The sequence below is a fragment of the Streptomyces sp. NPDC031049 genome (assembly GCF_055571015.1).
Window position 1 is genome coordinate 331,032 of sequence record NZ_JBVIGC010000002.1, and the last position, 23,135, is coordinate 354,166.

A 23,135-nucleotide genomic window follows, 5' to 3' on the forward strand; every position below is an offset into this window, starting at 1 on the left:
CACCCCTCCCCCTCCCCCCCCCTCCCCTCCCCTCCCCCCCCCCCCCCCCCCCCCCCCCCCCCCCCCCCCCCCCCCCCCCCCCCCCCCCCCCCCCCCCCCCCCCGGCGCCGTACGCCCAGGGGAGGCCGGGGAGTTCAGCCCCGGGGCGCCGTCGCCTGTCGGTGGCGCCCCGTACCGTGGACGCATGGATCTTCGACTGCCCGGACTGCGAGGGCTGCTGCGGCGGCCCCGGCGGCTGCTCGCCGCCGGGGCCGCCGTCGCCGTACTCGCCGGTGCCGGTACGTGGACGGCCGTCGCCGCCTCCGACGACGCGCCCCCGGTGCAGCGCACCGACCGGGTCGTGACCGTCGGCGACGGAGTGCGCCTGGACACCTCGTACTTCACGGCGGGCCCCGCCGGCCGCCGCCCGGCCGTCCTGCTGGCGCACGGCTTCGGCGGCAGCAAGGCCGACGCCCGCGAGCAGGCCGAGCGCCTGGCCCGCGACGGGTACGCGGTGCTGACCTGGTCGGCCCGCGGATTCGGCAGGTCCACCGGGAAGATCGGCCTCAACGCCCCGGACGACGAGGTCGCCGACGTCTCCCGGCTGATCGACTGGCTGGCGAAGCAGCCGCAGGTCGAACTGGACGGCGACGGCGACCCCCGGGTGGGCATGGCCGGCGGTTCCTACGGCGGCGCGATCGCCCTGCTGGCCGCCGGGCACGACGACCGGGTCGACGCCATCGCCCCGGCGATCACGTACTGGAACCTCGCGGACGCCCTCTTCCCCGACGGCGTGCTCAAGAAGCTGTGGGCGGGCGTCTTCGTCACCATGGGCGGCGGCTGCGAGAAGTTCGAGGAGCGGCTGTGCCGGATGTACCAGCGCGTCGCCGAGTCCGGCACCCCGGACGCCGAGGCGCGCGAGCTGCTGGAGAAGCGCTCACCGTCCGCCGTCGGTGACCGCATCGACGTCCCCGCGCTGCTGCTCCAGGGCCAGCAGGACTCCCTCTTCCCGCTCGGCCAGGCCGACGCCGCCGCCCGGGCGATCCGGGCCAACGGCGCCCCGGTCGCCGTCGACTGGATCGCCGGCGGCCACGACGGCGGCGACCCCGAGACCGGCCGCGTCCAGGCCCGCGTCACGGCCTGGTTCGACCGCTACCTCAAGGGCGAGGAGTCGGCCGGCACCGGCCCCGCCTTCCGGGTCACCCGCACCCTCGGCACCGGCAGCGGCGACGGCGAGCCCCGCCTCGAAGGCGTCTCCGCCGACGCCTACCCCGGCCTCGGCGGCGAACCCCGCTCCCTCGAACTGCGCGGCCGGGAGCAGAGCTTCGACAACCCGGCCGGCGCCGGCCCGCCCGCCGTCTCCGGCCTGCCCGGCCTCGGCGCCTCCGGCGGCCTGGCCCAGCTGTCCTCCCTCGGCCTCGGCGTCTCCCTGGACTTCCCGGGCCAGTTCGCCGCCTTCGAGACCGCGCCCGTCCGCGGCGACCTCCAGATCACCGGTTCCCCCACGGCCACCGTGCACGTGAAGTCCACCAGCGAGGACGCCGTCCTGTTCGCCAAGGTCTACGACGTCGGCCCCGACGGAGCCGGGCAGGTGCTCCCCGCCCAGCTCGTCGCCCCGGTCCGGGTCGAGGGCGCCGAGGCGGGCAAGGACGTGACGCTCACCCTGCCCGCCATCGACCACGAGGTGCAGGACGGCCACCGGCTCCGCCTGGTCCTGTCCTCCACCGACCTCGGCTACGCCTCACCGGCCTCACCGGCGACGTACACGGTCTCCGCCACCGGCCCCCTGAAGGTGCCGACCGCCCTCGGCGCCACCGACCGGGCGGCACAGCTCCCGGCGTGGGTCTGGTGGGCGCCGCTCGCCGGTGCCGCCCTCGCCGCGGCCCTGCTGCTGACGGCCCGCCGCCGCACAACGGCGCCCCCGCCCGACCCCGCCCTCGCCGAGGTCCCGCTCCAGATCACCGGCCTGACCAAGCGGTACGCCAAGTCCACCGACCGGTACGCGGTCCGCGACCTGTCCTTCCGCGTGGAGCAGGGCCAGGTGCTGGGCCTGCTCGGGCCGAACGGCGCCGGGAAGACCACCACCCTGCGCATGCTGATGGGCCTGATCACCCCGGACGGCGGCGAGATCCGCGTCTTCGGGCACGCCATCGCGCCGGGCGCCCCCGTCCTCTCCCGGGTCGGCGCCTTCGTCGAGGGCGCCGGCTTCCTGCCCCACCTGTCCGGACGGGAGAACCTCGACCTGTACTGGCGGGCGACCGGCCGCCCGCCGCAGGACGCCCACATCGAGGAGGCCCTGGAGATCGCCGGCCTCGGCGACGCGCTGGCCCGCGCGGTGCGCACCTACTCCCAGGGCATGCGCCAGCGCCTCGCCATCGCCCAGGCCATGCTCGGCCTGCCCGACCTTCTGATCCTGGACGAGCCGACCAACGGCCTGGACCCGCCGCAGATCCGCGAGATGCGCGAGGTGATGATCCGCTACGCGGCCGCCGGCCGCACGGTGATCGTCTCCAGCCATCTGCTGGCCGAGGTCGAACAGACCTGCACCCACCTGGTGGTGATGGACCACGGCCGGCTCGTCCAGGCCGGACCGGTCCGCGACATCGTCGGCTCCGGCGACACGCTGCTGGTGGGCACCGCCGAGCCGGTGGACGCCCCCGTGGTGGACAAGGTCGCCGCGCTGCCGGGGGTGGCCTCCGCCGCGCGCACCGACGACGGGCTGCTGGTCCGCCTCGACCGGGACGGCACCCCGCGGCGGCTGATCGCCGAACTGGTCCGCATGGACGTGCCCGTGGAGTCGGTCGGCCCGCATCACCGGCTCGAAGACGCCTTCCTCACCCTGATCGGAGACTGACGCATGAGCACGCTGGCCGACCGCGCCGACGTGGCCCACGGCTACCGCGCGAGCCGTACGCTGCCCGTGCGGGTCGAGCTGGTCCGGCAGCTCAAGCGGCGCCGCACCCTGGTCATGGGCGCCATCCTGTTCGCCCTGCCCTTCGTCCTGCTGATCGCCTTCGCGGTCGGCGGCGAACCGGAGGGCCAGCCCGGACGCATCACCCTGATGGACTCGGCCACGGCCTCCGGCGCCAACTTCGCCGCCGTCACCCTCTTCGCCTCCGCCGGATTCCTGCTCGTCGTGCCCGTCGCCCTGTTCTGCGGGGACACCGTCGCCTCGGAGGCGAGCTGGTCGTCGCTGCGCTACCTGCTGGCCGCGCCGGTGCCGCGCGCCCGCCTGCTGCTGTCCAAGCTGGTCGTCGGCCTCGCCCTCAGCCTGGCGGCGATCGTGCTGCTGCCCGCCGTGGCGCTCGCCGTCGGCACCGTCGCCTACGGCTGGGGCCCGTTGCAGCTGCCCACCGGCGGCGCCCTGTCCACCGGCACCGCGGCCGAACGCCTGGCGCTGACGGTGGCCTACGTCTTCGTGTCCCAACTGGTCACCGCCGCCCTGGCGTTCTGGCTCTCCACGAAGACGGACGCCCCCCTCGGCGCGGTCGGCGGCGCCGTCGGCCTGACCATCATCGGCAACGTCCTGGACGAGGTGACGGCGCTCGGCGAGTGGCGCTCCCTCCTGCCCGCGCACTGGCAGTACGCGTGGCTCGACGCCGTCCGGCCCGAACTGGACCTCACGCGCATGATCCAGGGCACGTCGCTGTCGATAACGTACGCGCTCGTGCTGTTCGCCCTGGCCTTCCGGGGTTTCGCCCGCAAGGACGTGGTCTCCTAGGTCAACGGAGGATCACCTACCGGTCTCGGCCGGCCCCCGCCGTGCCCACTTCGAGACGCACCCGTGACGCCCCGTGCCGCACGATCCGTCCCCCCGCCCCGTCACAGTCACGTACGTCGGCGTCAACGGACCGAGGGGGCACGCATGGTGAGGCGGCACGGGACACGGCGGACGCGCGGGGCACTGCTCGCCCTCTCGACGGCGGGGGCACTGCTGCTCACCGGATGCAGCGGGGGCGGCGGCGAGGACCGGGGCAGCAGGGCCGACGGCGCGCAGCGCGGGGGCGGCGGCGGTCCGGCCCCCGCCCTTCCGGGGCCGCCCGCCGACCGCGACCGCGGCACCGGCGGACACGGCGACGACCGGTACGACGAGAAGCGGGACCGGGACCTGCTGTCCACCTTCGCCCTCGACGTCGACACCGCCTCCTACGGCTACGCCCGCCGCACCCTGTCCGAGGGCCGGCTCCCCGACCCGGCGACGGTCCGCCCCGAGGAGTTCGTCAACAGCTTCCGGCAGGACTACGAACGCCCCGGCGGCAACGGCTTCACGGTGACCGTCGACGGCGCCCGCACCAGCGAGGACGACTGGTCCCTGGTCCGCGTGGGGCTGGCCACCCGGGACGCCGGGGCCCAGGACGAACGTCCGCCCGCCGCCCTGACGTTCGTCATCGACATCTCCGGCTCCATGGCCGAGCCCGGCCGTCTCGACCTCGCCCAGGACGCCCTCGGCGTGATGACCGACCGGCTGCGCGACGACGACTCGGTGGCCGTCGTCACCTTCAGCGACGAGGCGGAGACCGTCCTGCCCATGACCCGCCTCGACGGCAACCGCGACGAGATCCACGACGCCGTCGACGGCCTGGAGCCCACCGACTCCACCAACCTGGGCGCGGGCGTGGAGACCGGCTACGACACGGCCGTCGAGGGCCTGCGCGAGGGCGCCACCAACCGGGTCGTCCTGGTCTCCGACGCCCTCGCCAACACCGGTGACACCGACCCCGACACCATCCTCGAACGCATCGCGGACGAGCGCCGCGAGCACGGCATCACCCTCTTCGGCGTCGGCGTCGGCAGCGACTACGGCGACGCCCTGATGGAACGCCTCGCCGACCGGGGCGACGGCCACACCACCTACGTCTCGGACCGCGACGAGGCCCACGAGGTCTTCAGCGAGCAACTGCCCCGGCACATCGAGCTGACCGCCCGCGATGCCAAGGCCCAGGTGGCCTTCGACCCGCAGACGGTCGCCGAGTTCCGGCTCGTCGGCTACGACAACCGGCGCGTCGCCGACGAGGACTTCCGCGACGACCGGGTGGACGGCGGCGAGATCGGCCCCGGCCACACGGTCACCGCCCTCTACGCCGTGCGCACCCGGCCGGGCGCCGACGGCCACCTGGCCACCGCCACCGTCCGCTGGCTCGACCCCGCCACCCGCGCCCCGCACGAGGAGTCCGGCGACGTGGAGACCGACGCCCTCGACGCCTCCGTCTGGAGCGCCGGCCGCGGCCTGCGGGTCACCGCCACCGCCGCCTGGTTCGCCGACGCCCTCCGCTCCGCCGACGGCCGCGGCGGCACCCTGCCCGGCGCGCCCGGCCTCGGTGAACTCGCCGAGCGGGCGGACGACCTGGCGGACCGCACCCGGGACCGGGACGTCCGCGGACTGGCCGAGGCGATCGAGACCGCGAACCGCCTGATGTGAGCGGGAACGCGGCGCCGCCCGGGACCGGTGTCTTTCCGAACGCTTGACTTTCTTACGCATGAGTAAGTTGACTCTGGAGTAAGTAAGCCAGCCGGAACGTCAGCCACCGTCCGCGACCGGGAGCCGCCATGGGCGTACGCAAGGATCTGAAACGGGCCAAGCGCCACAGCGACCTGGCGTCCCGCGGCAGAACCGAGACCGTCAGGGACGCCGACGGCACGGTCCGCGAGGCCCGCACCCCGCCGCTGGCGCCCCGCCCCGCCACCGGCAGCACCGCCGACATTCCGTTCACCAACGCCACCGAGGCCCCCGACGCGGTGCTGCTGCGCCGGGAGACGGCCGGCACCTGGCGTCCCGTGACCGCGGCGGACTTCGCCCGCGAGGTCACCGCCGTGGCCAAGGGACTGATCGCCGCCGGCCTGGAGCCCGGCGGCCGGGTCGCCGTCATGTCCCGCACCCGCTACGAGTGGACGGTCCTGGACTTCGCGATCTGGTCCGCCGGCGGCCAGACCGTCCCCGTCTACCCGACCTCCTCGGCCGACCAGGTCGAGTGGATCGTCCGCGACTCCGGCGCCCGGCACGTCGTCACCGAGACCGCCGGCAACACCGCCGCCGTCCTCACCGGCACGGCGGACCACCCCGAACGCCCCCGCACCTGGGAACTGGACGCCGGGGCACTGGACGACCTCGTCACCCTCGGCCGGGACGTCCCCGACGAGGAGGTCACCAAGCGCCGCACCGCGCTGACCCCCGACACGGTCGCGACGATCTGCTACACCTCCGGCACCACCGGCCGCCCCAAGGGCTGCGTCCTCACCCACGCCAACCTGCACGCCGAGGCCGCCAACACGGTGGAACTGCTGCACCCGATCTTCAAGGAGGTCACCGGCCAGACCGCCTCGACGCTGCTGTTCCTGCCCCTGGCCCACATCCTCGGCCGCACCATCCAGATCGCCTGCCTGATGGCCCGCATCGAGGTCGGCCACTTCCCCAGCATCAAACCGGACGAACTCCGCCCCGCGCTCAAGGCGTTCCGCCCCACCTTCCTCGTCGGCGTCCCCTACCTCTTCGAGAAGATCCACGACACGGGCCGGGCGACCGCCGAGAAACTCGGCCGCGGCGCGTCCTTCGACCGCGCCCACCGCATCGCCGTCCGCTTCGGCGAGGCCCACCTGAACCGCTTCCTCGGCCGAGGCAAGGGCCCCGGCCCCGGACTGCGAGCGGCGTGGGCGCTGTACGACCTGCTGGTCTACCGCCGGGTCCGCAAGGAACTGGGCGGCCGGATGCGCTACGCCATCAGCGGCGGCTCCCCGCTGGAGCGGGACCTCAACCTCTTCTTCTACGCCGCCGGGATCATGGTCTACGAGGGCTACGGCCTGACCGAGACCACCGCCGCCGCCACCGTCGTACCGCCGCTGGGCCCCCGCCCCGGCACCGTCGGCCGGCCCGTCCCCGGCACCGCGGTCCGCATCGCCGACGACGGCGAGGTGCACATCAAGGGCGGCATCGTCTTCGGCTCGTACTGGAACAACCCGGCCGCCACCGAAGCGGCCCTCGACGACGGCTGGTTCGCCACCGGCGACCTCGGCTCCCTGGACGCCGACGGCTATCTGACCATCACCGGCCGCAAGAAGGACCTGCTGGTCACCTCCGGCGGCAAGAACGTCTCCCCGGCCGTCCTGGAGGACCGGCTGCGCAGCCGTCCGCCGGTCGGCCAGTGCCTCGTCGTCGGCGACAACCGGCCCTACGTCGGCGCCCTGATCACCCTCGACCCGGACGCCGTCGCCCACTGGCTGGCGGTCCGCAAGCTGCCCGCCGGCACCCCGCTGTCCGAGCTGGCCCGCGACCCGCGGATGGTCGCCGACGTGCAGAAGGCCGTCGACCACGCCAACCGGGCCGTCTCCCGCGCCGAGTCCATCCGCGCCTTCCGCATCGTCGACGGCGAGTTCACCGAGGAGAACGGCCTGCTCACCCCGTCGCTGAAGGTCAAACGGCAGGCCGCGGTGACGGCGTACGCGGCGGAGATCGAAGCCCTGTACGCACAGGGCCGCTGACGCCACGGGCGCGCACACGGCACAGGGGCGGGCGGCCCGGAGTCCCGGACCGCCCGCCCCTCGCGCGCTCGTCGCGCTCGTCAGTCCTCGCTGTTGGCCGACAGGATCGACACGTCCTCCAGCAGGTGGGCCAGCGCACCGTCGCGCTTGGTCTGCGTGGAGTTCTCCGCGCACTGCTGGTTCATGTCGTCCGACAGGATCGGGATGTCCTGGATCGGCACGAGGTTGACGACCGGGACGTTGATGTCCTCAAGGGCGAGGCAGGGCTTGTTGAAGGAGCCCTGGATCAGCGCCATCTGCGGGCTCATGTTCCCGTAGGTCGCCGAGTTGCCGTAGTACTGCGCAGCGCCATTGCCGTTGGCGCCGACCGGCCCGCTGTCGTCACCGAGCGCCATCGCCTGCGGGGCCGCGGCAGCGGAGGCACCCACGACGGAAGCGGCGATCGCCGCGTAGGCAACAACCTTCTTGATCATTCGCCAGTCCTTTCTGAGGAAACCCCGTCCACCGGAGCGCACTGGTCAACTCCACGCCCCCTTCCGGGTTTCTCCCGTTCACTCCGTCGGCCGATACCGGGGTGTTTGTGCGAGCGTCTCCGAACCGGTTGCTTTCGCCGGTCTCCGAACTCGCAGGGGGCCAACCGGGTGAACGCCCGCAACCATTCCGACGGCACCGGGTTGATGAGGCCGTAGGACAGAGCGTCGCTACGAGGAAAGGAACGCGAAGTGCTCAAGAAGGCAATGGTCGCCGCGGCGGCCGCAGCTTCTGTCGTCGGTATGTCGGTGGCGGCTGCTCCGTCGGCGCTTGCCATCGGGGACGACCAGGGCCCGACGGTGGCCAACGGCAACGGTGCCAAGTCGGCGTTCGGCAACTCGTCGACCGACGGCGACATGAGCCCGCAGCTCTCGCTCGTCGACGGCACGCTGAACAAGCCGTGCGCCGCGCTGGAGGACATCAACGTCGCCGTCATCAACATCGTGCCCATCCAGGACGTGCCGATCCTGTCGGACGACCTGGCCCAGCAGTGTGACGACAACTCCACTCAGGCCAAGCGGGACGGCGCGATCTCGCACGTCCTGGAGGACCTGGCGGTTCTGTCGGCGAACGGCGAGACCAACAACTGAGTCGTATCCCGCCCGTATCGGGCGGCCCGCGGATTCGGTGCGGGCCGCCCGGTCGTGCTCAGCCCGTATTCGGCGGGCACCTGGAACGACGTCATCGCTCTTCCGGGCGTACGGCCGTGCTGCCTTCCGGGTCATTCGAGTGAATTTCCCGGGGTCACACGTTCCGCAGTTTCTCCGGCCGTCAATTCCTCGTTTGCAGGCTGCAGGTCATGGTGCGAGCCGTGAATGCTGTGCTCGCTCGGTTTCGGCCGTCACTCAGGCATGACCGCAGAGAAGGGAAAGTTCATGAAGAAGAGCGCTGCTGTCGTCGCGGGCGCGATCATGGTCCTGGGCATGGCGTCCCCGGCCATCGCCGACGCGGGCGCCGAGGGTGCCGCCGTGCACTCCCCGGGCGTCCTGTCCGGCAACGTCGTCCAGGTTCCCGTCCACGTTCCGGTGAACGTGTGCGGCAACACGGTGAACGTCATCGCCGCCCTGAACCCGGCGTTCGGCAACGAGTGCGAGAACGACTGACGTCGCTCCCGCACCAGCCGTCCGGCTGCGTAACGGCCGGCCCTGGCCAACTCGTTTGGTACCGGGGCCGGCCTTTTCCCACTTCTTCAAGCAGGAAGACAACGAGAGTGCGACAGACCCTGAGCAGGGGAGTGGTCGTGGCAGCCGCCGCGACCGGTGTCCTTTCCCTGTGCGGCAGCCCCTCCCTGGCCGACTCCGAGGCGGACGGGGCCGCCAAGAACTCGCCGGGCGCCGTGTCCGGCAACGCGGCCCAGGTGCCGGTCGACGTGCCGGTGAACGCCTGCGGCAACACCGTGGACGTGATCGCCGCCCTGAACCCGGCGTTCGGCAACGCCTGCGCGAACACCTCCACCGACGGCCACGGGGGTCCCGGTCACGGCAGCCCCGGTCACGGTGGTCCGGGCCACGGCGACAAGGGCCACGGCGGTCCCGGCCACGGTGGCCCCGGCCACGGCGGTCCGGGCCACGGCGGCCCCGGTCACGGCGACCAGGTTCACACGCCGTCCGGCTCCTCCGCGCGCGGCCACACCGGGGGCTCGCCCGGCGTCGGCTCGGGCAACGACGCCCAGGTGCCGATCGGCGTGCCGGTGAACGTCTGCGGCAACACGGCGAACCTCATCGGGCTGCTGAACCCGGTGTTCGGCAACTCGTGCGAGACGGGGGGGAAGGAGACCCCGCCCGGCTACGGCGACGACGACACGCCTCCGCCGTCCCCGCCCACGACGCCTCCGACGTCTCCTCCGCCCACGGAGCACACGCCGCCCCCCACGCCGCCCGAGGGCGAGCACACGCCCCCGCCGTCCGGTGAGGAGGAGCCCCCGCCGCCGGCCGAGGAGGTCCCGCCGCCGGGAGGCGAGCAGCAGCCGCCGTCGCTCCCCGAGACCGGCAGCGACCTGCCCCTGACCGGCGCCGCAGCCGCCAGCACCGCCCTGCTCGCAACCGGCGCCGTCCTCTACCGCCGAGCCCGGGCGACAGCCCGCCGCTGACCCGCCCAAGAACGCCGGCCCGGCGACCGACTGCCCCGCGAGCAGCCAGGCCGCCGAGCCGGCGCCCGCACCCCGGCTGCCGCAGCCCACGGCCCGACTGCCGCAATCCGCGCGCAGTCCCGCCGCCCACCCGCGGGCAGGCTGCCGCCCATCCGCGCGCATTCCCGCCGCCCACCCGCGGGCAGGCGCCCATCCGCGGGCAGGCTGCCGCCCAGCCGCGGGCAGTCGTGCCGCTGGGGCGGCACGGGTGGGCGCGGGCGGCACCCCGTTCCGCCGGGCTGCGCAACGCCCCGACGCCGGTCGCAGCGCCGGGCGCCCCACGCACCCGGCGCCCCCTCAGCGGCTGCCCGCCCGCTCGTCGGGCCGCTCCGTCGGCTCCGCAGGCGTCGCCTGCCCCGGCACGCGTGCCACGCCGCGCGGCACCTCGCGGGGAGCCGGGGCCCGCCCGGCCCCCGCCTTCCTCCGCATCCGCTGCCCCAGCCGCCCCACCACGTGCCGCCCCCACAGCCCCCACAGCGCCCGCCCCGGCCCCCGGTCGTCCCGCGCATGCCAGGCCAGCTCCCGCCCCGGCCCCCCTCCCCGTACCGGCCGCAGCGCACCGAGCGGCGCGTAGTTCTCCACCACGAACGCCCGCCCCGGCACCGCCACCTGGTCCGGCACCGGACGATGGGTCAGATCCAGATGCAGGGCCCGCACGACGTCCACCCCCGCGGCGTCGGCGAAGAGCCGGAACTGCGCTCCCGGACGCGGATTGAAGTCCAGCAGGTGGTAGCGCCCCGCGGCGCAGCGGCGGAAGTCCAGGTCGAAGATGCCCCGGTAGCCCAGCTCCCCGGCGACCCGCTCGGCCAGCGCCCGCACCTCGGGGTTCGGCACCCAGCGCCCCATCGCCGTCAGCCCGGCCCCGCGCGGCCGTGACCGCGTCTTGCGGCCGGTCCCGCCCGCCCGCACGGTCCCCGACCGGTCGGCGTACCCGTGGAAGAACCAGTCCCGGCCCGCCCCCGGCGGCAGGAACTCCTGCAACAGCAGACGACTCCCCGCCTCCTCCGCCCGCCGGCACAGCTCCCGCGCCTCCCGGGGCTCCCGCACCAGCACCGTGCTGCGCAGCCCGCTGCCCGCCGGCAGCAGCCACGGCCGGCTCCACTTGGCCACCACCGGCAGCCCCAGCCGCCGGGCGGCCGACGCGGCGTCGTCGGGACCGTCCGGCACCACCGTCTCCGGGTGGTCGACACCGAGCGACGCGCACACGGCGGCCAGTTCCGCCTTGTCGGCCACCCGCTCCGGCAGCGAGCCGGCCAGGTCGGGCAGCAGATAGGCGGGCGCCAGCTCCGCCCGCGTCCGCCCCACCGCCACCGCGCACGCGTCGTCCATCGGGACCAGCACGGCGGGACGCGCCACCCGCGCGGCCACCCGGCGCAGCACGGCCGCGATCTCCGCCGGGGACGCGCCGGGCGGCGGCGGGGTGTGCAGCCGTTCCACGTAGCGGGACGCGCCGACGGGACTGTTCGCACAGTCGGCGACCAGGTGCACCGCCACGCCCGCGCGGCCCAGCGAGCGCACGGCGCCGAGTGTTCCGTGGTGGAAGGGGTTGCGGTCGATCCGCAGCAGGACGGCGGGGACGCGGGTGTCGAGCAGCGGCACGGGAGTGTGTTCCTTCGGGTCGGGAGGATGGGGTCGGTTCACCGGTGCGGGCGATCGACGCACTCGAAAGCCGTAGCGGCGGTGGCGTGATCGCCATTCATATGACTGGGTGTCAGTAACGAAACGAAGCGCGGAGTAAGGAGCCGGCATGGCACCACAGCGGCCTCAGCCGCCAGCGCGGCCTCGGGCCCGGTCCCGGGGGCTGGCGTGCGTCGCGGCGGCGGTCGCGGCGTCCGCGGTCCTGGCGGCGGCCCCGCAGGTCGCCGCCGAGCAGCCGCCCGCCCCGGCCCCCACGGCACCGCCCGTCCCCTCCACCCCGCCACCGGCACCGCACGGCAGCACGGCACCGGCGCCGCCCCCCACCGCGCCCCCGGCGTCCGCGCAGCCCAAGCCGCCGGCCGCCGCGGCGCCCGCCTTCGGCGCCTACCTGGACTACGGCCCCCGCGGCGTGGCCCGGATGGCCGAGCTCAGCCACTGGCTGGGCGGCGCCGAACTGAAGGTCGGTCACACCTACCTGCCCGGCGACCGCTGGAGCAACATCGAGGGCGCCCCCGGCTTCCTGGACGTGTGGGCGGACTGGCGCCGGCACGAGGCCGACCGGATGCTCGTCCTCAACGTGCCCATGCTGGAGCGCAACGAGGAGGGCCTCGACGACGACGAGGTCCGCGCGCTGCTCCGCCAGGGGGCGGCCGGACGGTTCGACCACCACTTCCGGGCGCTGGCCGAACGGCTGGTGGCGCTGGACGTGCCGGACACCGTCATCGTGCTCGGCTGGGAGATGAACGGCACCACGTACACCCACCGCTGCGGGCCGGACCCGCAGGCCTGGAAGACGTACTGGAACCGGATCGTCACCGCCATGCGCGCGGTGCCCGGCCAGAAGTTCCGGTTCGACTTCACGCCGAGCCGCGGCCGGGACGCCGTTCCGTGGACGGAGTGCTACCCGGGCGACGACACCGTCGACATCATCGGCATGGACGCCTACGACCAGCCGCGCGGCATGTCGTTCGAGGAACAGGTCGAGGAGCCCTACGGCCTCAGGGCGCACGTGGAGTTCGCCGCGCGGCACGGCAAGCCCGTCTCGTACCCCGAGTGGGGACTGTTCCGCAACGGCGACAACCCGGCGTACATGAAGGGCATGCTCGCCTGGATGGACGAGTACAAGCCGCTGTACCACACCCTCACCGACTACTGCCCGCACGGCGTGTGGCAGTGCGACGACAACCCGCGGGCCTCCGCCGTCTACCGCTCCGTCCTGTCCGGCCGCACCGACGGACCGGACCCCGGGCCCAGCACACCGCCGGCCCCGGAGCCCAGCCCGGTGCCGACCCCGCAGCCGTCGGCGCCCACCGGGCAGCGGCCCCCGGCCGACTGCTCGCCGCTGGACCTCGGCGACTGGGTCGAGTACTGGCTGGGCGGCAAGCTGTGCATGCGCCTGGACTGGTGGTCGCGCACCCGCTAGCGGCACCCGGCGGCGGGCCCGCTCAGGACCCGCCGCCACCCTCGCCCTCCCTCCGGCGCAGCAGTTCCCTCGCCCGGCGGCGCGCGGCGGCACCACCGAGGGCGGCGGTCAGGAGCGGGGCCGTGTGCCGCCGGGCGAGCAGCAGCCGCTGGTTGACCACCGGCCGCGGGCGCCAGTGGTGCTTGTACGGCTCGTCGCCGCGCAGCAGGCTCAGCGTCTCGCGGCCCCCGTCGCACGCGTGCTCGGCGCAGGCGTCCAGCAGCATCACCGCCACGTCGGCCCCGCGTTCGCGCAGCCCGGGATGGGCACCGTACAGATAGCCGCCCGCCAGCCGCCGGGACAGCAGCGTCACGTCGACGGCGACGACCTCGTCGGCCAGCCGGAACTCGGTCACCACCGCGTCCCCGGCACGGACCATCGGCCCCACCGACCGCACCAGGTGCGCGCGGAACCGGGGCCGCAGGTGCTCGCTCGTCACCTTCCGGCCCGCCCACTGCAACCGGTGCAGCTCCAGCAGCCGGTGCAGGGCCGGCTCCACCTCCTCCGGGAGGACCGTCCGGCTCTTGACGCCGAGGGCGGCCAGCTTGCGCAGCTTGGCTCGCACCCGCTGCCGGGCCTTGGCCGAGGGCAGCCGGGCGGTGAGTTCCGCCAGCGGTACGGCGGGCAGCTCCAGGCAGACGGAGTCGTCGACCCGGCGCCGGGGCCCCCGCCAGTGGTCGTAGACCCGTTCGGCGGCGGCGCCCGGCCGGACCTCGCGCAGGTCGACCAGCGCGGTGCGGGCGGCCGAGGACAGCGCCCGGCTGAGCGCGGCCACCGCCTCCGGGCCGCGTGCGTCGTCCAGCAGGACGTCGCCGTGGTCCGAGATCGCCCCGCCCAGCGGGACCAGCGCGGGCACCGGGCCGTGTCCGCGCATCAGCGGGGCGGCGCCGACCAGCTCCCGGCCGTCGCGGGCCAGCACCAGCCGCAGCCGTCCGGGCCGGCCGTACGACAGCCACCAGGAGTGCAGCCAGGCGTGGCTCTGGAAGGGGGTGGCCGTCGCGCACCGCCGGTACAGCCGCCCCCAGTCCGCCGCCAGCTCGGCGAAGCGGCGCGCGTCGGTGACCAGTTCGGTCGTGTACGTCACGACGGCCCGTGCGCGTCGGAGGCGGCGGAGGCGGCGGCCGGGGCCGGCGCCGGCGCGGAGGCGGGGCCCGGTACGGCCGCGGCGGCGTGGCCGGCCCGAGCCGTGCGGCCGTCGGGCCGGCGGGGCCGCACCAGCAGGGCGAGACCGCCGAGCAGGCCGCCCGCGCTCGCCCCGACCAGGCCGGTCACCGCGGCCGGGGCCGAGGAGGGCTCGGCCGGTTCGGTGGCCCGGGCGAACTGCCGCAGCTCCACGTTGGTGTCGTCGGCCGAGGCGTCCGCGTGCCGGGTCAGCGCGCGGGCGACGGCGTTGGCCATGTCGGCGGCCGGGCCGGGGCGGGCGGAGGTGGCCGTCACGGACACCATCGGCGCGTCCGGTGAGGTCTGAGCCCGCACGCTCTCGCGCAGCGTGCGCACCGGCACCCCGGCCCACACCTGCGCGTCCCCGAGCACCGCGAGCTGGGTGGCGACGCGCCCGTAGGCCTGCGCGAAGCCCAGCGCCGCCGCAGGGTCGGACTTCTCGGTGGGGACGGCGACGACATAGCTCGTGGCCGTGTACTGGGGCGTGCGGGCCAGGCCGTAGCCGCCGCCCAGCAGTCCCCCGGCCAGGGCGCAGGACACCACCAGGGACCAGGGCGGCAGGGCGCGGACACGGGCGGCCAGGGCGGCCCTGCGTCGTGCGGTGGGGGCGGGGTTGTCGGTCATACGGAACTGACTCCCTGGGGTACCGGGGACAACGGTTGCGTGAGGGCGGCGGCGTACACGTCCATCAGCTGGGCGGCGCTGCGGGTGATGCAGTAGTGCCGGGCGGCCTCCGGCGCGGTGCGCGGACCGGGTCCCGCGGCGCGGACACCGGCCAGGGCACGGGCGAACTCGGCGTCGTCGCAGGGCACCCGGCGGGCGGCCGGCGCGGCCTGCGGGGGCAGGTCCTCGATCGCGGGGCACGAGGCGTACACCACCGGCAGCCCGCAGGCGAGGCCCTCCACGATCGCCAGGCCGAACGCCTCCTCGGGGGACGGCGAGGCGAGCACGTCCATCGCCGAGGCCAGCGACGGCAGGTCGGGGCCGGGGGAGCCGTCGGGCAGGTAGGGGCGCTCCCCGGCGAGCAGCACCCGGTCGGCGACGCCCGCCTCGTGGGCGGTGCGGCGCAGCAGGTGCTCCTCCGGGCCGCCGCCGACCAGCAGCAGCCAGCAGTCCTCCGGCAGCCGGGCCAGGGCGCGGACCAGGACGTCGAACCGCTTGCCCGCCGTCAGCCGGCCGATGCCGCCGACGACGTACGCCCCCTCCGGCAGGCCGAGGCGGCGGCGGGTGCGGTGGCGGGCGACCGGGTCGAAGCCGAAGCGGGCCAGGTCGATGCCGTTGGGAACGACCTCGATGCGCGACCCGGGCACGCCCCAGCGGGCGAGGCGGTCGGCGACCGTGGGGGAGACTGCGACGGTGGCGCTGCCCAGCCGCTCCCCGGCCCGGTACAGGGCGCGGACCCCGGCGGTGAGCGGGCGGCCCTCCATCTGGGAGTCGCCGAGGGAGTGCTCGGTGGCCACGATCGCGCGGACGCCCGCGAGGCGTGCGGCGATCCGGCCGTAGACGCAGGCGCGGTACAGGTGGGTGTGCACCAGGTCGTAGCCGCCGGCCCGGATGAGCCGGACCAGGCGGGGCAGGGCGGCCAGGTCCCGGTTGCCGTTCATGCCGAGGTGGACCACCGGCACCCCGTCGGCCATCAGCCCGTCGGCGACCGGGCCCGGGTTGGTGAGCGTGACGACGTCGCAGCGCAGGGGGAGGTGGCGCAGCAGCAGCCGCAGTTGCTGCTCGGCGCCGCCGACGCCGAGGCCGGTGATGACGTGCAGGATCTTGACGGCGGTCACCGGATCACACCCCTTCCGCCGGGCGCCGGCGCAGCCGGTGCAGCCGGGTCTTCAGCAGCAGCCGTACGGCCGTGTCCTGTTGCCCGACGTGCACCCGCGGCAGGGCGTGCCGGCCGGTCAGCGGGCCGGGGTCGATGGCGCAGGCGTACGAGTAGCCGGCGTCGCTCACCGCCTGCACGGCGCGGGCGTCGACGGTGCCGTACGGGTAGCAGAACCCGGCGGCCTCGGTGCCCGTCAGCTCCGCGAGCAGCTCGCGGCTCCCGGCGGTCTCCGCCTTCAGCGTCGCGTCGTCGGCCTGCGTCAGGTCGACGTGGGTGAGCCCGTGGGAGCCGATCTCGACGCCCTCGGCGGCGGCGCGGCGGATGCCGTCGGCGGTCAGCAGCGGCTTGCGCGGGCCCAGCGGGTCCCAGGCGTTGAAGCCGCCGAGCCGGCCGGGCAGCACGAACAGGGTGGCGCCGCAGGCCCAGCGGCGCAGCCGGGGCAGGGCGTGCTCGACGAAGTCGGCGTACCCGTCGTCGAAGGTCAGGCCGACCAGGCCCCGGCCCTCACCGCGGGCGCGGGCCCTGAGCAGCGTGGCCATGGACACGCCGCGCAGCCCGTGCCGCCGCAGCCAGCCGAGCTGGGCGTCGAGCCGTTCGGGGGTGACGGTGATCCGGTAGGGGTCGTCCGAGCGGTCGCCGACGGAGTGGTACATCGCCACCCAGGGCGCGCGGGCCCGGGTGCCTTCGGTGCGGGGGCGGGTACGGGGCTCAACGAAGCTTGCGGAAGCGGCCATGCGGGAGCCTTCGTGTGAGGGTGCGGACGGACCGGAGGAAGCGGAGTGCACGGGCGACGCCCGGCGCGCCCAGGGCCAGGCCGAGGAGGGCGAAGACGCCGGTGACGGTCGCGGTGCCGGCGGCGAGGGCGAGGACGGGAGCGTCGAGCCGGGCCGCGGTCACCGCGCCCGCGGCCGTGGCACCGGCCGCCGCGAGGGACGCGCGGCCGAGGCCGCCCAGCATCCGCCGGACGCGGACCGGGACGCTGCGCGGCCCCATGCCGGCCAGCAGCAGCCCGGCGGTGACGGTGATCCCGGCGGCGTTGGCGGCGGCGATGCCGGTCACGCCCCAGGGGCCGACCGCCGACGCGCCGGTCACGGCGGTGACGGCGATGCCGACGGCCATCGCGCCGAGCGGGTACCAGCTGGCCCGGCCCGCGGAGAAGTAGGAGCGGGCGAGCGCGCCCACCACCGTCTGGCCGAGCAGTCCGAGGGCGTACACCCGCATCACGGCCGCCGTCGCCGCCGTGTCGCGGGCCGTGAACGCGCCCCGCTGGAAGAGCAGTTCGATGATCTCGGGGGCGCAGGCGATCACCGTGGCCGCGCCCAGCAGCACCAGGCAGGCCGCCAGCGCCACGTCCCGTTCCACGCGGTCGCGGGCCCGCCCGGTGTCGCCGTCGGCCAGCGCCCGCGCGACCACCGGGAAGGTGACCGTGCACAGCATCAGCGACAGCGTCATCGGGATCTGCGCGACCTTCTGCGCGTAGTTGAGGTGCGAGATGGCCCCGGAGGGGAGGTTCGAGGCGAGGAAGCGCTCGATGAGGACCTGGGACTGCCGGCACAGCGCGAACAGCAGCACGGTCGTGAACAGGGCGAGGGCCAGCGGGCGCGTCGCGTCGCCGGCCGCGGGGGACCCCGGCGCCGGCGCCCCGCCGCCGGCGCCGTTCCCGGCCTGGCTCGCGGCGCCGCTCCCGGCCCCGGACGACCGCCCGGCGCCATCCGCCGGACTGCGCAACCGCCCGAGCAGCGAAGGCAGTTGGGTCGCCACCATCAGACAGCCGCCCGCCGCGACACCGACCGCCGCCGCCCGGACGCCGAGCCGCCCGCCCAGCAGGACCATCGCGGCGATGATGCCGGCGTTGTAGGCGACGTAGATCGCGGCGGGTGCCAGGAACCGGCGGTGCGCGCGCAGGGCCGCGCTGAAGTACCCGGCGAGCCCGAAACTCACCACGCAGGTCGCGGTGATCCGGGTGCAGTCCACGGCGAGCGCGTGCTCGGGCAGGCCGGGCGCGAGGGCCCGCACCAGCGGGTCGGCGCCGAGGACGACCAGCGCGGCGACCGCGGCGAAGGCGAGCAGCAGCCGGGGCAGGGTGCCGGCGACCAGGGCGCGGACCGGGTCCCCGGCGGCGCCCTGCGCGCGGTGGGCCAGGGCCAGGCTGAACATCGGGACCAGGGCGAACGCCAGCCCGTCCTCGATGAGCAGCGTCGCCGCGAACTCGGGCACCGTCCACGCCACCAGGAACGCGTCCGTCTCGCCGCCGGCCCCGAACAGCCGGGCCAGCGACTGGTCCCGCGCCAGCCCGAGCACGGACCCGGCGACGGACAGCGCGGCCGTGATCGCGGTGGCCTTGGCGAGGAAGCCGCGGGTCGGGCGGGTGCCCTCGGCCGGGGCGGTGGCGGTCCGGGCGGGCGGCACGGTCGCCGCGCCGTCGGCCCGCGTGGTCGCCTTCACCGTGCCGGGACCTCCTCCCGGCCGGACGCGAGCGCCCACCAGGCCGCCAGGCCGAGACAGACGGCGGTCAGCACGGTGGTGGGGCCGCCGATGTCGGCGTACGCGAAGTTCGTCAGCTGCCACAGCAGCAGCCCGCAGGCGATCAGCCCGCAGTCATCGGGCCCGCGGCGGCCCCGCTCGGCGTCGGGTCGCTCGCGCGTGGGCCCGGGGCGGCCCCGCTGGCCGCACGGGCGCGCGTCCGGGCCCCCGGGGTGCCGCAGCCGGCGCAGGCCCAGGACGAGCAGGGCCGACCAGCTCCCGGCGAGGGCGAGCAGTCCCAGCAGCCCCTGCTCGGCGAGGACGAGCAGGTACATGTTGTGCGGCGACAGCAGCGGCTGCTTCACGTACCCCGCGCCCGCGCCGTCGGTCTCGCTGCCGGAGCTGAGCGCCAGGGAGGCGTGCGAGTCGCGGTGCTCGGGGAAGCCCTTGAGGCCCACGCCGGTCAGCGGCTGCTCGCGCCACATGCCGACGGCCGCCGCCCACATCGTGTAGCGGTCGGTCACCGACCGGTCGGGGGCGTCGGTGACCCGGGTGATGCTGTCGACGCGCTCCTCCAGCATCGCCGTGCCCAGCCCGAACCCGCCGATCAGCACCACGCCCGCCGCGAGGGCCGCCGCCCCCACCGTCACCGCCCGCCGCACCCCGGCCAGCAGCAGTTGCGCCGCGCAGGTCACCGCCGTGGCGATCCACGCCCCGCGGCTGAAGGACACCGCCAGCGGCAGCAGCAGCGCCAGCGCGCACCCGGCGGCGGCCACCCGGTGCCGCGGGCCGGACCGGCCCAGGGCCAGGCCCAGCGCGCACACCACGCCGAGGGAGACGACCGTGGCCATCCCCATCACGTCCTGCGCCCCGAAGGTGCCCACCGCCCGGACGCGTTCACCCTGGTACGAGGCGCCGGTCCCGGTGAGGTACTGGTGCACGCCGAACGCCCCCTGCCACAGCGCCAGCCCCACCGTCGACCAGGCGATCAGCCGTACGTCCCGACGGTCGCGGACCAGCAGCACCACGGCGGCGGGGACGAGCACGAAGACCTGGAGGTACCGGCCGAGCCCGGTGAGCCCGGCCCCCGGGGCGGCGCCCATGGCGGCGAGCGCGAGCCCGGCCACGGGCAGCCCGAGCACCACGGCGGCGGCAGGCGTCAGGGGGCGCCGCCGGTCCCGCAGCAGGCGCAGGGCGCAGTAGAGCACCGCCAGCGCGGAGACGGCGTCGGCCGGGTGCGCCCCGCCCTCGCCGCCCGGCCCGAGCGGCACGGCCAGCAGCGCCACCACGGCGACCACGGCGGTCGCCGGCGGCAGGCTCCGCACGCTCACCGCGGACCGGGGCAGGGCGAGGCTCACGGCTCAGCTCCCCGTCGGACGCACCAGCGACACGGCCGTGCGCAGCAGGATGCAGACGTCCTGCCACAGCGACCAGTCGTCGATGTAGGCGTTGTCGAAGCGCGCCCGGTCCTCGATCGAGGTGTCCCCGCGCAGCCCGTGGATCTGCGCCAGACCGGTGATGCCGGCCGGCATCCGGTGGCGGGCGGCGTAACCGGGGTGGGCGCGGCTGAACTGCCCCACGAAGTACGGGCGTTCCGGACGCGGCCCGACCAGGCTCATGTCGCCCCGGAAGACGTTCCACAGCTGAAGCAGCTCGTCCAGCGAGGTCCGGCGCAGGAAGCGGCAGAACCACGGCATCCGGTGCTCGTCCGCCACGCTCCACCGGGTCGCCGACTCGTGCTCGTCGGCCGGTCGGTGGGTGCGGAACTTCAGCAGCGTGAACGGGCGCCCGCCCAGACCGATCCGCTCCTGCCGGAACACCACGCCCGGACCGCCGCTGACCCGCAGCACCACCGCGCACACCAGCAGCAGCGGGCTGACCAGCACGAGCAGGACCCCGGACACCACCACGTCCAGCACCCGCTTGCCGGCGCCCCCACGGCCCCGTGACGCGGGCGCCAGCGGCCGGCAGGGGAAACCGGCGAGCCGGTCACCCGCCGGGCGCACCGCGGCGGATCCCGGGCGGGCCGGGGTGCGGTCCGCGGTGATCTCCCAGACGGCGCAGCCGGACTCGGCCGCCACCCGCGGCAACGGCGCGTGGCCGGGCCGTGCGGCGGTACGCAGCACCAGCAGGTCCTGTACGCCGTTCTGGACGATGGCCCGCCGCACCTCCTCGCCCGTGGTCAGCACGGGCAGCCCGCCGGCGCCGTCGGGGGCGTCGGCCACGACACCGACCGGCCGCATCCCGCACCGCGGGTGGCGCAGCACCGCGGCGGCCACGCGCTGCGCGGTCGCGGCGGGCCCGACGACGAGGGCGGCCCGCGGGCGGCGCACCGCCGCGGCGCGCCGCTGCCCGTGCACGGCGCCGCGCGCCGCGCAGCTCGCCGCCGCGTGCAGCAGGAGGCCCGGCAGCAACGTGCCGGCCGACAGCGCGTGCCGCGGGTCGTACGCCGCCGCGAGCGCCGCCAGCGCCAGCCAGACCACCGCGATGCGGCCCAGCACGGCGGGAAGTTCGTCGAGCAGGCCCGGCAGCCGCTCGGTCCGCGCGGGAGGGCGCAGCAGCAGGGAGGCGCCCACCAGGAGCAGCGCGAGCTGCGGCGGGTGCGGGGTGCCGGTGAGCGCGAGCGCCCCCGTCAGCGCGGCCGTGCCGTCCGCCACGAGCAGCGGCAGCGGGGACGGCCCGGGCCGCTCCGCCGGGCGCCCGGCCGGAAGCCGCACCCGGGTGCCGCCCGTACGCGGCGTCAGCACCGACGCGGTGGCGGAGCCGCGGGCCCTGGGGGCCGGCGCCGCGGGGGAGTGCGCCGACGCCCGGGCCTGGCCCGCCGGGGACGTGGTGAGGCTCTGGGCCCGGGCTGTGGGGGAGGCGGTGAGGTTCTGGGCTTGGCCTGTGGGGGAGGCGGCGAGGTTCTGGGCTTGGCCTGTGGGGGAGGGCGCGCGGTGTCGGCGCCGGTCCGTCGGGGCGGGGCCGAGGTTCCGGTGCTGTCCGGTGGAGCTGGGGGCGGTGCCTTCCGCGGTCACGAGTGGACGGACTCCCTGTACTCGGTGGGCACGTCGGACAGCTGTTCCACGGCCGGGCTGCCGTCGAGCAGCTCGCGGTACACCGCCGCGACGGCCGCGGCCGTGTGCCGTACGTCGTGCGCGGACAGGACGTGCGCCCGGCCCCGGCGGCCCATCGCCCGGCGCGACGGCGCGTCGAGCAGCAGGGCGGCGACGCGCTCGGCGAGCGCCGCCGGGTCCTCCGGCGGCACCAGGCAGTCCGGCGCGAGCGCGGGCGGCAGACACTCCCGGGCGCCGTCCACCTCCGTCACCACCACCGGCCGCCCGCACGCCATGGCTTCCAGCGGGGCCAGCGCCATGCCCTCCCAACGGGACGGCAGGACGACCAGGTCGGCGGCCCGGTACCAGGGGGCGGTGTCCGCGACACCGCCCGCGAACCGCACGGACGCCGGGGCCCGTTCGCGCAGCCGCGCCAGGTCCGGACCGTCGCCGACCAGCACGAGCCGGGCCGCGGGCACCCGGTCCAGGACCCGCTCCCAGGCGGTGAGCAGGACGTCCTGCCCCTTCTGCCGGCACAGCCGTCCCACGCACACGACCAGCGGCGCCCGCGGATCGAGACCGACGCCGGCCAGGAGCCGTGACCGTACGCCGCCGTGCGCCGGGTCGCCGGGGAGCGCGTCGGCGCCGGTGCCGGCACAGTCGCCGGTGCCGGTTCTTGTGCCCGCGCCGGCGGCCGGGTCCGTGCCGGCGCCCACGTCCGCCTCCGTGCCGGCGCTCTCGTCGGTGCCCGTGCCGTCGGCCGGGCGGAACCGGGTCGTGTCGACGCCGTTGGGGATCACCGACCAGTGCGCCCGGACGCCGGCCCGCACCCCCCGGAGCCGTTCCGCCTCGCTGACGCACACCACGCGCCCGGCCCACCGGGCCCCCAGGCGCTCCCAGCCGAGAGCGAGGGCCGCCGCGGCCCCGTCGACCGCCTCGAAGGACCAGGCGTGGGGCTGGAACACGGTCGGCACCCGGCCCCGTACGGCCAGCCGGCCGGCGAGCCCGGCCTTCGCGCTGTGCGCGTGCACCAGGTCGGGCCGCACCTCGGCGACCACGCGCGCGAGGCGCCGCACCTCGGAGGCGAGCGACGGACCGGGGGCGCGCGTCGCCCGCCAGTGCCGAACGTCCGCGCCCAGCGAGCGCAGCAGGTCCGCGAGAGCGCCGTCCGGGCACGCGACCGTGACGGCCAGCCCCGCCGCGAGCTGGGCCCGCGTCAGATCCGCGACGACGCGGGCGACTCCGCCGTCCACCGGTTGGGCGATGTGCAGAACCCGCGGACGAGGGGCGGTGGGTGGCTGGTGCATGCGCGGCTTCCTCGCTCACGGGTGTCGCTCGGACGGGCGGGAACGCGCCTCACTTCGGGGCTCGGCGGCGACGAGGCGCACGCCGGCGCACACCGCTTCCCACGGGGGGAACGAGCCGAGCGGCCGACTGGTCACC

Annotated in this window: 18 protein-coding genes; 8 read left to right on the forward strand and 10 right to left on the reverse strand. The window is 75.9% G+C overall.

What is annotated here, in order from left to right; all coding sequences use genetic code 11:
• Positions 1 to 184: 184 nt before the first annotated feature.
• From ACZ45Q_RS04955 to ACZ45Q_RS04970, 4 genes are all read left to right on the forward strand, one after another.
• A complete protein-coding gene (locus tag ACZ45Q_RS04955) occupies positions 185 to 2,833 on the forward strand; it encodes a CocE/NonD family hydrolase (protein ID WP_468254978.1) in 2,649 nt (882 codons plus the stop codon).
• 3 nt (positions 2,834 to 2,836) lie between these two features.
• Positions 2,837 to 3,700: an ABC transporter permease gene (locus tag ACZ45Q_RS04960; RefSeq protein WP_468254981.1), complete on the forward strand. Its 864-nt coding sequence runs from the start codon at positions 2,837 to 2,839 to the stop codon at positions 3,698 to 3,700.
• Between the two features lie 144 nt (positions 3,701 to 3,844).
• Positions 3,845 to 5,398 carry a vWA domain-containing protein gene (locus ACZ45Q_RS04965; protein ID WP_468254984.1) on the forward strand — a complete coding sequence of 518 codons (1,554 nt, stop codon included), beginning with the start codon at positions 3,845 to 3,847 and terminating at the stop codon, positions 5,396 to 5,398.
• Positions 5,399 to 5,526: 128 nt separating this feature from the next.
• Positions 5,527 to 7,452, forward strand: a complete 1,926-nt coding sequence (locus tag ACZ45Q_RS04970; protein WP_468254987.1) for an AMP-dependent synthetase/ligase — start codon at positions 5,527 to 5,529, stop codon at positions 7,450 to 7,452.
• Positions 7,453 to 7,532: 80 nt separating this feature from the next.
• Here the strand turns inward: ACZ45Q_RS04970 and ACZ45Q_RS04975 are convergent, their stop codons facing one another.
• Positions 7,533 to 7,925 carry a rodlin gene (locus ACZ45Q_RS04975; protein ID WP_468254990.1) on the reverse strand — a complete coding sequence of 131 codons (393 nt, stop codon included), beginning with the start codon at positions 7,923 to 7,925 and terminating at the stop codon, positions 7,533 to 7,535.
• Between the two features lie 249 nt (positions 7,926 to 8,174).
• Between ACZ45Q_RS04975 and ACZ45Q_RS04980 the strand changes: the two genes are divergently transcribed.
• From ACZ45Q_RS04980 to ACZ45Q_RS04990, 3 genes are all read left to right on the forward strand, one after another.
• Entirely contained in the window at positions 8,175 to 8,573 is a 399-nt protein-coding gene (locus ACZ45Q_RS04980; protein ID WP_468254993.1) for a rodlin, read from the forward strand.
• A 285-nt stretch (positions 8,574 to 8,858) separates the two neighbouring features.
• Positions 8,859 to 9,086: a chaplin ChpD gene (gene chpD, locus ACZ45Q_RS04985; RefSeq protein ID WP_468254996.1), complete on the forward strand. Its 228-nt coding sequence runs from the start codon at positions 8,859 to 8,861 to the stop codon at positions 9,084 to 9,086.
• Positions 9,087 to 9,193: 107 nt separating this feature from the next.
• A complete protein-coding gene (locus ACZ45Q_RS04990) occupies positions 9,194 to 10,072 on the forward strand; it encodes a chaplin (RefSeq protein ID WP_468254999.1) in 879 nt (292 codons plus the stop codon).
• A 336-nt stretch (positions 10,073 to 10,408) separates the two neighbouring features.
• Here the strand turns inward: ACZ45Q_RS04990 and ACZ45Q_RS04995 are convergent, their stop codons facing one another.
• On the reverse strand, positions 10,409 to 11,710 hold the full coding sequence (locus ACZ45Q_RS04995; RefSeq protein ID WP_468255002.1) for a carboxylate--amine ligase: 1,302 nt from the start codon (positions 11,708 to 11,710) through the stop codon (positions 10,409 to 10,411).
• Positions 11,711 to 11,858: 148 nt separating this feature from the next.
• On the opposite strand from ACZ45Q_RS04995, the gene ACZ45Q_RS05000 reads away from it, so the two are divergent.
• Entirely contained in the window at positions 11,859 to 13,172 is a 1,314-nt protein-coding gene (locus ACZ45Q_RS05000) for a glycoside hydrolase family 26 protein (RefSeq protein ID WP_468255004.1), read from the forward strand.
• Positions 13,173 to 13,194: 22 nt separating this feature from the next.
• Here the strand turns inward: ACZ45Q_RS05000 and ACZ45Q_RS05005 are convergent, their stop codons facing one another.
• From ACZ45Q_RS05005 to ACZ45Q_RS05040, 8 genes are all read right to left on the reverse strand, one after another.
• Complete coding sequence (locus ACZ45Q_RS05005) at positions 13,195 to 14,295, reverse strand: GNAT family N-acetyltransferase (RefSeq protein ID WP_468255007.1); 1,101 nt, start codon at positions 14,293 to 14,295, stop codon at positions 13,195 to 13,197.
• Positions 14,292 to 14,996 (reverse strand): YveK family protein, encoded by a 705-nt coding sequence (locus ACZ45Q_RS05010; RefSeq protein ID WP_468255009.1) that lies wholly within the window; start codon positions 14,994 to 14,996, stop codon positions 14,292 to 14,294. The genes ACZ45Q_RS05005 and ACZ45Q_RS05010 overlap by 4 nt, the downstream gene beginning before the upstream one ends.
• Positions 14,993 to 16,153, reverse strand: coding sequence for a glycosyltransferase (locus tag ACZ45Q_RS05015; protein WP_468255012.1), 1,161 nt, complete (start codon positions 16,151 to 16,153; stop codon positions 14,993 to 14,995). The genes ACZ45Q_RS05010 and ACZ45Q_RS05015 overlap by 4 nt, the downstream gene beginning before the upstream one ends.
• A gap of 4 nt (positions 16,154 to 16,157) precedes the next feature.
• On the reverse strand, positions 16,158 to 16,847 hold the full coding sequence (locus ACZ45Q_RS05020; RefSeq protein ID WP_468255335.1) for a polysaccharide deacetylase family protein: 690 nt from the start codon (positions 16,845 to 16,847) through the stop codon (positions 16,158 to 16,160).
• A gap of 55 nt (positions 16,848 to 16,902) precedes the next feature.
• Complete coding sequence (murJ, locus tag ACZ45Q_RS05025; protein ID WP_468255014.1) at positions 16,903 to 18,678, reverse strand: murein biosynthesis integral membrane protein MurJ; 1,776 nt, start codon at positions 18,676 to 18,678, stop codon at positions 16,903 to 16,905.
• Positions 18,636 to 20,015, reverse strand: a complete 1,380-nt coding sequence (locus tag ACZ45Q_RS05030; protein ID WP_468255017.1) for an O-antigen ligase family protein — start codon at positions 20,013 to 20,015, stop codon at positions 18,636 to 18,638. The genes murJ and ACZ45Q_RS05030 overlap by 43 nt, the downstream gene beginning before the upstream one ends.
• A 3-nt stretch (positions 20,016 to 20,018) precedes the next feature.
• A complete protein-coding gene (locus tag ACZ45Q_RS05035; protein WP_468255337.1) occupies positions 20,019 to 21,401 on the reverse strand; it encodes an exopolysaccharide biosynthesis polyprenyl glycosylphosphotransferase in 1,383 nt (460 codons plus the stop codon).
• Between the two features lie 269 nt (positions 21,402 to 21,670).
• Positions 21,671 to 22,999 carry a glycosyltransferase gene (locus ACZ45Q_RS05040; protein ID WP_468255019.1) on the reverse strand — a complete coding sequence of 443 codons (1,329 nt, stop codon included), beginning with the start codon at positions 22,997 to 22,999 and terminating at the stop codon, positions 21,671 to 21,673.
• Positions 23,000 to 23,135 lie beyond the last annotated feature (136 nt).